14 protein-coding genes are annotated in these 13,346 nt (G+C 62.9%); 4 read left to right on the top strand and 10 right to left on the bottom strand.

All coding sequences use genetic code 11. The features are described 5' to 3' along the window. Positions 1-260: 260 nt before the first annotated feature. From OO12_RS04305 to OO12_RS04290, 4 genes are all read right to left on the bottom strand, one after another. Positions 261-1,286, bottom strand: a complete 1,026-nt coding sequence (locus OO12_RS04305; protein ID WP_034157407.1) for a glycosyltransferase family 4 protein — start codon at positions 1,284-1,286, stop codon at positions 261-263. 5 nt (positions 1,287-1,291) lie between these two features. Beyond that, positions 1,292-2,194, bottom strand: a complete 903-nt coding sequence (locus tag OO12_RS04300; protein WP_034157406.1) for a UDP-2,3-diacylglucosamine diphosphatase — start codon at positions 2,192-2,194, stop codon at positions 1,292-1,294. A gap of 90 nt (positions 2,195-2,284) precedes the next feature. Next, positions 2,285-2,902 (bottom strand): glutathione S-transferase family protein, encoded by a 618-nt coding sequence (locus OO12_RS04295; RefSeq protein WP_034157405.1) that lies wholly within the window; start codon positions 2,900-2,902, stop codon positions 2,285-2,287. A gap of 119 nt (positions 2,903-3,021) precedes the next feature. Further along, complete coding sequence (locus tag OO12_RS04290; protein WP_152616266.1) at positions 3,022-3,603, bottom strand: hypothetical protein; 582 nt, start codon at positions 3,601-3,603, stop codon at positions 3,022-3,024. A gap of 87 nt (positions 3,604-3,690) precedes the next feature. Between OO12_RS04290 and OO12_RS04285 the strand changes: the two genes are divergently transcribed. Next, positions 3,691-4,659 carry a helix-turn-helix transcriptional regulator gene (locus OO12_RS04285; RefSeq protein WP_034157404.1) on the top strand — a complete coding sequence of 323 codons (969 nt, stop codon included), beginning with the start codon at positions 3,691-3,693 and terminating at the stop codon, positions 4,657-4,659. Here the strand turns inward: OO12_RS04285 and OO12_RS04280 are convergent. The 5 genes from OO12_RS04280 to OO12_RS04260 form a co-directional block, all read right to left on the bottom strand. Continuing rightward, entirely contained in the window at positions 4,652-5,227 is a 576-nt protein-coding gene (locus OO12_RS04280; protein ID WP_034157403.1) for a hypothetical protein, read from the bottom strand. The two genes, OO12_RS04285 and OO12_RS04280, sit on opposite strands and share 8 nt — an antisense overlap. Before the next feature lie 73 nt (positions 5,228-5,300). Further along, entirely contained in the window at positions 5,301-6,998 is a 1,698-nt protein-coding gene (locus OO12_RS04275; protein ID WP_034157402.1) for a flotillin family protein, read from the bottom strand. A gap of 5 nt (positions 6,999-7,003) precedes the next feature. Beyond that, positions 7,004-7,615 (bottom strand): YqiJ family protein, encoded by a 612-nt coding sequence (locus OO12_RS04270; RefSeq protein ID WP_034157401.1) that lies wholly within the window; start codon positions 7,613-7,615, stop codon positions 7,004-7,006. Positions 7,616-7,851: 236 nt separating this feature from the next. Beyond that, a complete protein-coding gene (locus tag OO12_RS04265; RefSeq protein ID WP_052215531.1) occupies positions 7,852-8,181 on the bottom strand; it encodes a GIY-YIG nuclease family protein in 330 nt (109 codons plus the stop codon). A 155-nt stretch (positions 8,182-8,336) separates the two neighbouring features. Next, positions 8,337-9,320: an NAD(P)H-quinone oxidoreductase gene (locus OO12_RS04260; protein ID WP_034157577.1), complete on the bottom strand. Its 984-nt coding sequence runs from the start codon at positions 9,318-9,320 to the stop codon at positions 8,337-8,339. Between the two features lie 97 nt (positions 9,321-9,417). On the opposite strand from OO12_RS04260, the gene OO12_RS04255 reads away from it, so the two are divergent. After that, entirely contained in the window at positions 9,418-9,615 is a 198-nt protein-coding gene (locus OO12_RS04255) for a DUF1192 domain-containing protein (protein ID WP_034157400.1), read from the top strand. Between the two features lie 125 nt (positions 9,616-9,740). Next, a complete protein-coding gene (gene clpA / locus OO12_RS04250; protein ID WP_034157399.1) occupies positions 9,741-12,053 on the top strand; it encodes an ATP-dependent Clp protease ATP-binding subunit ClpA in 2,313 nt (770 codons plus the stop codon). Between the two features lie 50 nt (positions 12,054-12,103). On the opposite strand, the gene OO12_RS04245 is transcribed toward clpA, so the two are convergent. Continuing rightward, complete coding sequence (locus OO12_RS04245; protein WP_034157398.1) at positions 12,104-12,556, bottom strand: UrcA family protein; 453 nt, start codon at positions 12,554-12,556, stop codon at positions 12,104-12,106. Positions 12,557-12,739: 183 nt separating this feature from the next. Between OO12_RS04245 and OO12_RS04240 the strand changes: the two genes are divergently transcribed. Next, positions 12,740-13,255, top strand: coding sequence for a rhodanese-like domain-containing protein (locus tag OO12_RS04240; RefSeq protein ID WP_034157397.1), 516 nt, complete (start codon positions 12,740-12,742; stop codon positions 13,253-13,255). The last annotated feature ends 91 nt before the right edge of the window (positions 13,256-13,346 follow it).

The raw sequence follows: 13,346 nt of genomic DNA, 5'->3' as shown, positions 1-13,346 counted from the left end.
TGATCGTTCGCGGGGCTCCGGGACAAGGCCGAGCCGGCGAAAGGTCCGCGGGAGAATTCTGCTATCGGCACCACTAAGGCAGGCGAGGACAGTCGATGGCGATAGCTGTGATGAGCGCCCTCCATGTCGGAGAGCTGAAAGTCGATCGCAGCGGATACGTCACCGCCTCGGCGCGATATTTGCCGATGCTCGGACTGGACCGATTCCCCGCGTTTCGCGCGACCTGTCGCCTGAACCCGCGCCGTTGAAACCCGTATGCGTCAGGCCGCGGCAGCCTCGTCACCGAATGCCGGCACCAGCGCGCCGAGGAACTGGCGCGCGCTCGCTTCCCAGGTGAAGGTCTGGCCGTAAGCGGCGCAAGCGGCACGGTCGCGAGTCAGGGCGGCGGCGATCGCCGTATCGAGATCTGCGTCCATCGCGCCGACCCGGTCATTCAATATGTCGATCGGCCCGGTCACCGGATAGCCCGCGACGGGCACGCCGCACGCCAGTGCCTCGATCATCACCAGCCCGAACGTGTCGGTCTTGCTCGGAAAGACGAAGACGTTCGCAGCGGCATAGCAAGCGGCCAGGTCAGCGCCGAAACGCGGGCCGAGGAATTTCACTTCGGGATATTTCGCCTCCAGTGCGGTCCGCGCGGGCCCGTCACCGACGATCACTTTCGTGCCGGGCTGGCTCGTCTGCAGAAACGCCTCGATATTCTTTTCCACCGCGACGCGACCGACATAAAGCTGGATCGGGCCCGGCAATGCCTTGATCGCCGGATCCGGCGCGACGTCGGTGCCGAAGACCGAAAGATCGACCCCCCTCCCCCAATGCCGGATCCGCGTCAGGCCATGCGCCTTGAGCGTCGCAGCGATCGAGGGGGTCGAAGCGAGGATCGACTGAGCAGGCGCATGGAACCAACGAATATAGCGCCACACCCATTCGGGATTCACCCCGGTGCGTGCCGCGACATAGTCGGGGAACTGGGTGTGATAAGCGGTGGTGAAGGGGAATTCCCGGCTGAGGCACCAGCGCCGCGCGGCAACGCATACCGGTCCTTCAGTCGCAAGATGGATCGCGTGCGGGGCGAAATCCTCCAGCATCTTGCCAACCGCGTGCGTGCTGGCAAAGGCGAGGCGAATCTCCGGATAGGTCGGGCACGGCACCGAATAGAACAGGTCGGGCGAGACGATCAGCACGTCATGGCCCAGACGTTCGAGTTCGGCACGGACCATCTGCAAGGTCCGCACGACCCCGTTCACCTGGGGCGTCCACGCGTCAGTGGCGATCGCGATGCGCACTTTGGTCAGGCCGCCATCATCTCGATCTCCGCGCGGGCTTGTCCGGGGGCGTCATCGGGCAACTCGCGCCGCGCAATCTCGTCGGCCCAGTGGAGCAATTCCATACGGCCGTCGAAATGTTCGACCAGTGCCGTACATCCCTCCACCCAGTCGCCATCATTATAATATTCCACACCGCCGATATCGCGGAACTCGGCAGTATGGATATGGCCGCAGACGACGCCATTCACGCCACGGCTGCCCGCCGCCTGCGCCACGACTTCTTCGTAGTTCGAAATGAACTCGACGGCATTCTTGACCTTGGCCTTCGCGTGTTTCGACAACGACCAATAAGGCAGGTCGAAGAAGCGACGATACGCGTTTACCCAGCGGTTCAGGGCCATCATGAATTCATACGCGACATCGCCGACATGCGCCAGCCAGCGATGCGTCAGCGTAATCGCGTCGAATTCGTCACCGTGCAACACGAGCAGGCGGCGGCCATCCGCGGTTTCATGGATCGCCTGACGGCGGATCGACACGCCCCCGAAATCGAGCCCGGAGAATTGCCGGAACACTTCATCATGGTTGCCGGGAATATAGATCACACGCGTGCCGCGCTTGGCGCGCTTCAGCAGCCGCCAGACGATGTCGTTATGCGCCGAGGGCCAGTAGAATTTCTTCTTCAGCCGCCAGCCGTCGATGATGTCGCCGACCAGGTACATGGTCTCGCTGTCGACATGGTCGAGAAAGTCGATCAGCATCGTCGCGTTGCAGCCGCGCGTGCCGAGGTGCACGTCGGAAATCCAGATCGTGCGATATTGCCGCCGCCCCGCGACGATCCGTTCCGGAATCACCGGGCTGGAATTGGCGAAGTCCGCCAGATCGGTAATATTGCCGTCGATCGAAAGCTTGCTGATGACGTTCATGGCTCGGCCCCGCTAAGGTTTCCCATGGCAGCGGCTATGACGATCTCGTGTTACATTTAGAATCGTGACGCGTGACAGTTCCGTGTCAATTCAATCTTCTATTGTTACGTGGCCCCGCGTTGCGGCAACTTTCTTCATCCAACGTTGTATGGATTGGTAGCGCGTAAGATCGAAGCCACCATCATTCGCGACATGGGTGTAGGCATAGAGCGCAATATCGGCGAGGGTCAGCCGATCGCCGACGAAATAATCCCGCAAACCGAGATGGTCGTCCATCAACGCCAGCGCAGCTTCGCCTGCGGCCTGTTTGAGGGGAAGCTGCGCGCGCTGCGCGTCGTTCAGGTCATTGTCGCCGATGAACAGGCGCCAGAAGCGCAATGTCGCAACATTGGGTTCGTGATTATATTGCTCCCAGAACATCCAGCGCATCATGTCCGCGCGATCGAAGCGATCCTCCGGGATCAGTGCCGACCCATCGGCGAGATACAGGCAGGCCGCGCCGCTTTCGGGCAGGAACCGGTCGCCGACCTGCAGCACCGGGATACGCCCATTGGCATTGACTGCGCCGAGAAAGGCCGGGGTACGCGTTTCGCCCGCCAGGATGTCATATTCGCGCCGCTCGATCGCCAGGCCGAGATAGGCGGCAGTCAGGCGGATCTTGTAGCAATTTCCCGACTGGGCATATTCGTGGAGAATCAGGTCTGACATCGGTGCGGCTCCCCCTTTTGCTGGCGCGCCCTTCATGGCGCGCCAGCGCGGCCGGTCAAATCAAACGACCGGGGCGATCGACAAGGGCCCCTTGTGAGCTGCCCACTTGCCCGATCATGTCATCCGACACGGGTCCAGTCCATGTACCAATTCTCTACCCAGCTCTTGCCGCCATCGCGCGACATGGTCTGATACCAGCGATGCGAGACAGGGGTGATCCGATCCCATATCCCACGCACCGAAACTCTGGTGCCGCCGTCCATTTCCTCTGACTCGAACGTGCCGACGCCACCCCGGAACACACCCAGCTGCCCCGGCACCACGACCACGCCCGACTTGCCGTTGACCCAATGATCCGACCAGACCCGCTTCTCGACATCGAGCAGCCGCAGCCCCATGCCGGAGAAATCACGTGCCGGGATACGCAGTTCCTCGACGCTGCACACGCCGCCCAGGATTGCACGCACCGTCGCTTCGCCGGGAAATTCGATCCATTCGCTGGCCGTGCCCGGCTTGATCATGCGGTTATGGATTCGCCATTCGCCGGTCAGAAAGTCGAAATCGCCCGGCTTGCCCAGAGGGTCTACCTTGGGCGGCCCCACTTCAGCGGCGCTCGCCACCACACCCGTCAACGCCGTTGGCGCGACGATCAATCCCGCAGCGCCCTGCAGCACCGCCCTGCGCCCGATTGCCTGTATCATGTCCATTCCCTCTCGCCTGTGATGCGAAACGGCTTAGGTCGTGCTACCTGACACTTTCCGTCAGCTATTATCGGGCATAGTCGATTCATGCGCGCAAGCCGGCTCCTGTCGATCCTGATCCTGTTGCAGTTGCGCACACGATTGACCGCGCGCGCGCTGGCGGACGAGTTCGAGGTTTCGGAGCGCACCATCTATCGCGACATCGACGCCCTGAGCGCCGCGGGCGTGCCGGTCTATGGCGATCGCGGTCCCGGCGGTGGGTTTCAATTGCTCGACGGCTATCGCACCCGGCTGACCGGCCTCGCCAGCGACGAGGCGGAGGCAATGCTGATGATCGGCTTGCCGGGGCCCGCGGCAGCGCTTGGCCTCGGCCCGGCGGCGTCGCGCGCGAAGGGCAAGCTGCTTGCCGCGCTGACCCCCGGATCGGTCGATGGCGCAGCGCGAATCGGCGGGCGCTTCCATCTCGATCCAGTCGACTGGTACCGCGACGATCAGCCGGCCGAGCATCTGCCCCGGCTGACTCGCGCGGTGCTCGACCAGCGCATCGTCGAGATGCGCTACGAAAGCTGGACCGCGACACATGACTGGCGGATCGAGCCGCTGGGGTTGGTGATGAAGGGCGGCGGCTGGTATTGCGTCGCCGCCGCGCGTGGCAAGATCCGCTTGTTCAAGGTCGCCAATATCCTGTCCGCGACAATGCTCGAAACCGGGTTCGAACGGCCGGCGGATTTCGATCTTTCCGCATTCTGGTCGGAAGCGATTCAGCGCTTCGAAGGCGATTTGCGGAGTTCGGAAGCAGTGCTGCGTGCCTCGCCGCTCGGGCTCAAGCGGCTGGCGCGCCTCGGCAGCCATGCCGCCCGCGCCGTGCAGACGACCGGTGCAGCCGAGGACGATGGCTGGGTTCGCCTGACCCTGGCGGTCGAGCAGGGCGAGCAGGCGGCGCTCGACCTGCTTGGGGTCGGTCCGGAAATCGAGGTGATCGAGCCGCCCGAGCTGCGCGCCACACTGCGTGATCTGGCGGCAAGAATAGTCGCCCGAACCGCACCGGCTACATGATGCCGCTTATCTCGCGCCGGCGACGTTGCGCACCGAGTTCGAACAAGCCGATACCGCCGATCGCAATCACGAACAGCCAGCCCCAGGCATGCGGCCATAGCGGAAAGTCGCCATCATCGAGCGGCTTTGCCGTCTTGATCCGGACCTGCCGCAGATAATCGTCAGTGACCGGCACCACGACGAATTCCGCGTCATTCTCATAATAGATCACATGGCCATGTTGCTTGCGGACCAGAAACGGCATCGCCAGAACATCCCGCTCATAGAAGGAATAGCCGAATTTCAGCCGCGGCTTTTCATCGGTCAGGTCGGAAATGGGCACGCCCATCGGAATCTTCCGCTGGCGACCGAGTTTGAGGATATGCACGCCATAGCCGTCCATGGCCCGGGCATAGTCCGGCGGCAGATCGCGATCGGCAATCGGCGCGCCAGGCACGACGCCGGACTGCAAGCCGATAAACACTGGCCGTTTCGACAGGACGATGGTCGTCGCGATCGCCAAAATCAGGATGCCGAGCAGAATGGCGCGAATCGTCCCATCCCGCTTGAGTGTTTCGTCTTCCTGCATGAATTCCCCCTCCGGCCGCCCCCGCGACCCTTCGCCCGGCCACCCCCGCGAACGCGGGGATGGCCGGGAATCATCAGTCTTTTTCCGGCTCGATGACAATGGCCTGGATCGGTGCGGCGCTCGCGACCGACCGCGTCATCGATTCGAGCGACGTGCCGTCGATGCCGAGTTCCTTCATCAACCCGTCGATCAGCGGCGCCTGGGCACGATAGCGCAGCGCCGCCGACACCGCTGAATTGGCAAGATTGCCGCCACCACTGCCATTCCCGCCATCGCCGTCGATCGCGACACCACCGCCGCCCTGCCCTTGCAGGCCTTCGACCTGGACGATCTTGATGCTGTCGATCGCTTCCATCGGCTTCGCCGCTTCGCGGATCAGCTCGGGCAGCACCTTCAACAATGCCAGTCTGGTCGCCATCGACACCTGGTCCGACGACAGCAGGTTTGCCGCCTCGTTGACCGCACGCTGGCCCGCCGCCTCGACCTCGAAGCGGACCCGGTCGCCCTCGGCCTTGAGCTTGGCTGCCTCGGCTTCGCTCTCTGCGGTCAGGCGTACCGCTTCGCCTCGGTCAGCGGCCGCCTGTTTTTCGGCCTCGGCCTGGACCTTGATGCCGATCGCGGCGCGTTCGGCTTCGCGCGATGCGTCGATCAGCTCGATGCGCTTCTGGCGTTCAGCGATCTCGGTCTCGCGCGCGGTGCCGACCTGTTCCTCGGCCGCGACCGCCCCGGCGCGCGCCTTGTCCGCTTCTGCGCGAGCCTGGCTTTCCTCACGACTCTTGTTCTGGACCGCGATCTCCTGCTCCTGCCGGGCGAGCGCAAGCGCTTGCTCCTGCGCGATCTGCGCTTCCTTGACCGCGCGGTCGGCCTCGATCTGCGAGCTGTCGACCTTTTGCTTGGCCTCGATCTTGGCCTGATCCGCCTCACGCGTGCGCAGCGCCTGTTCGCGCGCCACCTCGGATGCCTGGCCGGCGCGCTTCAATTCGATCTCGCGCTCCTGTTCGAGCCGCGCGAATTCGGTGTCCCGGCCGATCAGGAAAGACTGACGCTCGGCCTCGAGATTCTTGGTCTCGATCTGGATCCGCGTGTCCTGTTCAATGTCGTTGCGGGCTTTCTTGCGCAGCTCGATCTGCTCGGTCAGCTTGGTCAGACCTTCGGCATCGAACGCGTTATTGGCATTGAAATGCTCGATCGAGGTCTGGTCGAGCCCGGTCAGCGACACGGATTCGAGTTCCAGGCCGTTCATCGCCAGATCGGCGGACGACACCTGCTGCACCTTCTGCACGAAGTCGGCGCGCTGTTCGTGCAGCTGGTTCATCGTCATGCCGGCCGCAACCGAGCGCAGCGCGTCGACGAACTTGCCTTCGACCAGTTCCTTCAGCGCATCGGGATGCATGGTGCGCATGCCAAGCGTCTGCGCGGCGGTCGCGATCGACTGCGCATCGGGACGGACACGGACGTAGAATTCCGCCTTCACATCAATGCGCAAGCGGTCGAGCGTGATCAGCGCGTCAGTATTCTTGCGTTCGACCGCGAGGCGCACGGTGTTCATGTTGACCGGCATGGTTTCATGGAACACCGGCAGCACCAGCGCACCGCCATTGATCACGACCTTTTCGCCGCCGAAACCGGTGCGGACGAAGCCGATCTCTTTCGAGGCACGCTTGTAGAGCTTGGCCAGGATCAGGCCGAGGATCAGCAGCGCGGCAAGCCCGACGCCCGAATAGATCAGATAGGGTATGATCGATCCCGATTGGGTCACGACGTCATTCATTGCGGTCAGACTCCGATGTGCGGCAGACGATGGTCGCCGCGGGAAATGGCACGAAAGATCTGGTTCTCGCGACGCACGAGCAGGATGCGCTCGCCTTCCTCGAAGACCTGGTCGGGCATATTGGGCTCGACCATCACGTAATGCGCCTGGCCATGCTGGTCCTCGACGCGGGCGCGGGCGGGCGATCCGTGCGCGGCCCGGCCGGTGACGATGCTGCCCGCCTCACCGACCAGATCGTCGAGCGAGATGGCGGTGGTGTGATCGCGCGGCAGGATATGCGCGAGTCCCCGCGCCGCCAGGCCGGTCACGGGAAGCGCGGCGACAAAGGCGGCCGGAATCGCGAACCATGGGTCGAGCAGTGCGCCGGTCGTATCGTGGATCGCCTGCTGGCCGATCAGCCCAATCATGCCGAACATGGCGAGAAAGACGACCAGCAGCATGAGCATCGGCAAGCGACCGACCCCAAGCCAACTCAGCAGGTCGGGATGCGAATCGAAATCGCCATGGATGTGTGCGTCATGGCCAAGCCCGACCAGCTGCACGACGCCGATCAACAGCATCAATATGATGGCCGAAACAAAGACGAAATTTTCCGGCGCCCCGAGAAACGCTAACACTTGCCACCCTGCCCCATGCAAACAGGATAGAGGCCGACGCGGCCGGTCGCCAGCGGAATCGAACATGAATGTCGATTGAGATGGCGGGAGAAGCCACCCACCTCGACGTCATCCCCGCGAAAGCGGGGATCCCGCTGCCTTTTCCACCTTGGTCGGTAGAGACTGAACCTCTGTCGAAAAGAAGAAGCGGGATCCCCGCTTTCGCGGGGATGACGGGGAGATTTAAGAAAGCGGGCCTATCGCAACTCCTCCGGAAACACCGCGCCTTCTTCCACCCCGCCATGGATCGTCCCGAACAAATCCAGCCAGTCGGGATTCGACGTCTCGATCAGTTCAACCTTCCAAGCGCGCCGCCATTTCTTCATCTGCTTCTCGCGCGCGATCGCGTCCTCGATCCGTTCGGTATACTCCGCCCAGACGAGTTTCGTGATGTTGTAGCGGCGGCAGAAGTCGGAGCCGACCTTGGTCGCGTGCTGGAAGGCTCGAGCTTCGATGCGGGAGGTGACGCCGATATAGATCGCACCACGATAGCGATCGGCCATCATATAAACCCAGCCGCCCTTCATCGGGCGTCAAGAAGAAGAAGAAGAAGAAGAAGAAGCGGGATTCCCGCGTTCGCGGGGATGACGCGTGTGGTTGGGCACGCGGCTAGCCAAACAACCCTCGTCATCCCCGCGAACGCGGGGATCCCGCTGCCTTTTTCCACGACCGATCCCGGGCGTCACCCCTCCATCACCAGCACGATCTTGCCGACATGATCGCCCGCCTCCATCCGTTCATGCGCGGCGGGCGCTTCAGCGAGCGGGAAGGTTCGGTCGATCACCGGCTTCAGCCGCCCCGCCTCGACATGCGGCCACACCGTACGATGGAGTTCATCGGCGACCAGCGTCTTGAACGCAGTGTCTCGCGGGCGCAGCGTCGACCCGGTCAGGGTCAGGCGGCGGCGCATGATCTCGAAGATCGGGATCGTCGCGGTCAAACCGCCCTGCACCGCGATCGAGACATGACGGCCATCATCGGCCAGGCATTGCAGGTTGCGCGGCAGATAATCCCCGCCGACCATGTCGAGCACCACAGCACATCCCTTGCCGCCAGTGAGTGTTTTCACTTCGGCGACGAAATCCTGCGTCTTGTAGTTGATCGCGTGATCCGCCCCGAGCGCCCTGGCCGCGGCACATTTCTCGTCCGAGCCGGCGGTGACGATGATCGTCAGGTCGAACAGATTGGCCAGCGCGATCGCCATGGTGCCGATGCCACTGGTCCCACCATGGACCAGCACCGTGTCGCCTTCGGAGGCATAGCCGCGCTCGAACAAATTGGTCCACACGGTGAACAATGTCTCGGGCATCGCCGCCGCCTCGACCATCGACAGCGCCTCGGGTACCGGCAGACACTGTCCCCACGGCGCGACGGCATAATCGGCATAAGCGCCGCCGCTGATCAGCGCGCAGACCGGCTGGCCGATAATCTCCTTCATGACGCCGTCGCCGACCGCGACGATCGTGCCGGATATCTCCATGCCGAGAATCGACGGCGCACCCGGTGGGGGTGGGTATAATCCCTTGCGCTGCATCACTTCGGGCCGATTGACCCCCGCCGCGGCAACACGAATCAACACCTCATCGGGCCCCGGTACCGGCACGGGACGCTCGACGATGCGCAGCACTTCGGGTCCGCCCGGCACTTCAGGGTCGATCGCCCGCATGATTTTCGGAATGTCGCTCATCGCTCCGCCGCCCCTTTTTCGCCGGAATCCGGCGGGTCTTATTGACATCGTGGGTCACCCGGTCAACTTTCATGTCATGGATTTGGATGAGATCCTTGCAGGAAAACCGGGCGATCCGCTGACAGCGCTTACCCGGCAGGACCTCGACCCGCTCTCGGTCGAGGAATGCGCAGCGCGCATCGCCGCGCTGGAGGGCGAGATCGTCCGTACACGCACCCGCATGACCAAGGCCGTTAACCATCGCGCAAGCGCTAACGATCTATTCAAGCGATGAGCATTGAGGCTCCGGCAGGCTGGAATAGCCGGAGCGTTTTTCAAGTGCTTGATGCGGGCGACCTGCCTTCCAACATTAGTGGAAAGGGCCGTCCGCATTCCGACGGCCCGCATGGAGTAACCTGAATGCCTAGTTTCGCCTCCGCGCTCGAGACCACGCTGCACAAGGCGCTCGAAGCCGCATCGTCGCGCCGCCATGAATATGCGACGCTGGAGCACCTGTTGCTGGCGCTGGTCGATGACGAGCACGCCTCCAATGTCATGTCGTCCTGCGGCGTCGATCTCGGCGAGCTGAAGGCGACCGTGGCGCATTATCTCGACACTGAGCTCGAGGCGCTGAAGGTCGATGCAGCCACCGACCCCTCGCCCACCAGCGGTTTCCAGCGTGTCGTGCAGCGCGCGATCCTCCACGTCCAGTCCTCCGGCCGCGACGAAGTGACCGGCGCCAATGTGCTCGTCGCTCTGTTCAGCGAGCGCGAGAGCTATGCCGTCTATTTCCTCCAGCAGCAGGACATGAGCCGCCTCGATGCCGTCAGCTTCATCTCGCACGGCGTCGGCAAAGGCGGCGCCGCTCCCGAAGCGCGCGAAGTGAAGGGCGCCGAGGAAGAGAAAACGCAAAAGCCGGGCGAGAAGAAGGGCGAAAGCGCGCTCAAGCAATTCACCATCGATCTCAACGAGAAGGCGAAGAACGGCAAGGTCGATCCGCTGATCGGGCGCGGGCCGGAAGTCGACCGCACGGTACAGATCCTGTGCCGCCGGTCGAAGAACAATCCGCTCTATGTCGGCGATCCGGGCGTCGGCAAGACCGCCATTGCCGAGGGCCTGGCGCGCAAGATCGTCGAAGGCGATGTGCCCGAGGTGCTGTTGCCGGCGGTGATCTATTCGCTCGACATGGGCGCCTTGCTCGCCGGCACGCGCTATCGCGGCGACTTCGAGGAACGCCTGAAGGCAGTCGTCAACGAGCTCGAAAAACTGCCCGACGCGATCCTGTTCATTGATGAGATCCACACCGTGATCGGCGCCGGCGCGACCAGCGGCGGCGCGATGGACGCGTCGAACCTGCTGAAACCCGCTTTGTCGGGCGGCACGATCCGTTGCATCGGGTCGACCACCTACAAGGAGTTCCGCAATCACTTCGAGAAGGACCGCGCATTGCTGCGGCGCTTCCAGAAGATCGACGTCAATGAACCGACGATCGAGGACACGATCAAGATCCTGACCGGGCTGCGCACGGCGTTCGAGAGCCATCACTCAGTGAAATACACCCCCGACGCGATCAAGTCGGCGGTGGAACTCAGCGCGCGCTACATCAACGACCGCAAGCTGCCCGACAAGGCGATCGACGTGATCGACGAAGTCGGCGCGATGCAGATGCTGGTGCCGCCGAACAAGCGCAAGAAGACCATCACCACGCGCGAGATCGAAGCCGTGATCGCGACGATGGCGCGCATCCCGCCGAAATCGGTCTCGACCGACGACACCAAGGCGCTGGAGAGTCTGGAGACCGATCTCAAGCGCGTCGTGTTCGGGCAGAATGCCGCGATCGAGAAGCTTGCGTCCGCAATCAAGCTCAGCCGCGCCGGCCTGCGCGATCCCGACAAGCCGATCGGCAATTACCTGTTCACCGGCCCGACCGGCGTCGGCAAGACCGAAGTCGCCAAGCAGCTCGCCAGCATCATGGGCATCCCGCTGCAGCGCTTCGACATGTCGGAATATATGGAGCGCCACTCGGTCAGCCGGCTGATCGGCGCGCCTCCCGGCTATGTCGGCTATGACCAGGGTGGCCTGCTGACCGATGCCGTCGATCAGCAGCCGCATTCGGTGCTGTTGCTCGACGAGATCGAGAAGGCGCATCCAGACCTGTTCAACATCCTGTTGCAGGTGATGGACAACGGCAAGCTGACCGATCATCACGGCAAGACCGTCGATTTCAGGAATGTCATCCTGATCATGACGACCAATGCCGGGGCGTCCGACATGGCGCGCGAAACGCTTGGCTTCGGCCAGTTGACGCGTGAGGGCGAGGACGAGCAGGCGGTGCAGAAGATGTTCACGCCAGAGTTCCGCAACCGGTTGGATGCGATCGTGCCGTTCAGCTATCTGCCGACCGACGTGGTCGCGCGGGTGGTGGAGAAGTTCATCCTCCAGCTCGAACTGCAGCTCGCCGACCGCAATGTGCACATCACGCTCGACGACGAATCCAAGGCGTGGCTCACCACCAAGGGCTATGACAAGCTCTATGGTGCACGCCCGATGGGCCGCCTGATCCAGGAAAAGATCAAGCAGCCGCTCGCCGAGGAATTGCTGTTCGGCAAGCTCGTCCATGGCGGCGAAGTGACGGTGAAGATGAAGGACGGCGCGCTGGTTTTCGAGATCACCGCCGCCGCGCCGAAAAAGCCCAAGAAAAAGGGTAAGGCCGAGAGCGTCGAAGCGAAGTAAGACGCTCCATCACGACATGCGAAGGGCCGGCCGAAAGTCCGGCCCTTTTGCTATCGGCGGTAATAGACGGGCCCCGAGGATCGGATCACGACCGTGACGATCGTGCCGGGTGACACGGAATATGTCACAGGCGGGGCCGGATAGGCTGGCGCATACCGGGTCCGGGCCGGCTGCGGCGCGCAGCCTTGCCGGCCACAGGCGCGCAACTGCGCCAGGCGCTCGTACGCCAGACGGCGCATCCATTTATCATGGTCGATCGCCGCCTGAGCCTGATCTTCGGTACTCTCCCATGCTTCGTCGCGGCACACCCGGTCGCTACCGCAAATGCGGTTCACCGCACGATCGACCCGCCGATAGAGTTCGGCGATGCCGGCACTGGTCGACAGATCGAGATCGGCTGCGGCCACCACGATTTGCCGGGTTTCGTAGCGATCGTCCCAATCCGCATGAGCGGTGCCGGACAGGGTCACCACTGCGGCAGCGAACAACAATTCCCGTACCATGTGCATCTCCCTGACGGACAGGATGGTTAACAATAGGCACGCGACGACGGCAAAACACAAGACGTCGGGCAAGAGCTGTCCCGTATACGGACAGGTAAAGGAAGAAGGACTTTCCGGTCATTCAGCAACGGTCAAGATGCCGCCATGCATCCCCCAACCAACAACGGATCGGGAGCGGGTAACATGCGAACATCTTTGATCGTCCTGATGGCCATGGCTGGACTGAGTGTCGCAATGCCCGTCACCGCAAAAGAAGCGCCGGCCCCCGTCAATCCGCTGATCGACTATGACGGCTTTGTCGAACTGACCAGGGATGTCCGCTCCTACCGCGCCGAACGGCTGCTCCCGGTCAACGACTTCAAGCGCCACGCCGCCGCCGCCGGCGCGCTGCTGCTCGATGCGCGGTCGGCCGAGGCGTTCCGGCAAGGCCATATCGCCGGTGCGGTCAATCTGCCGCTGCCGGATTTCACTGCCGAAAGCCTGGCGCGCGTCATCGGGCCCGACGTGAATCGGCCGATCTACATCTATTGCAACAATAATTTCCGCAACAATATCGCACCGGTGATGACCAAGGCGCGGCCATTGGCGCTCAATATCCAGACCTTCGTCAATCTGGTCGGCTATGGGTATCGGCAAGTCTGGGAGCTGGGAGAGGCCGTCGATATGAACGATCCGGCGATCGGCTGGGTCAAGGGCTGACCGCGCGCTCGTCACCGGTCATGGCCTGTCGATAGGGCGCCGATCGCGGCGTCTTTACCTTCTGTTTGGCATATCTGATCTACAGAGTGCC

It is taken from the genome of Sphingomonas sp. ERG5 (assembly GCF_000803065.1).
In the GTDB taxonomy this organism is placed as follows: domain Bacteria; phylum Pseudomonadota; class Alphaproteobacteria; order Sphingomonadales; family Sphingomonadaceae; genus Sphingomonas.
The sequence above is the reverse complement of the archived record's forward strand: the minus strand, read 5'-3'. Positions and strand labels throughout refer to the sequence as shown.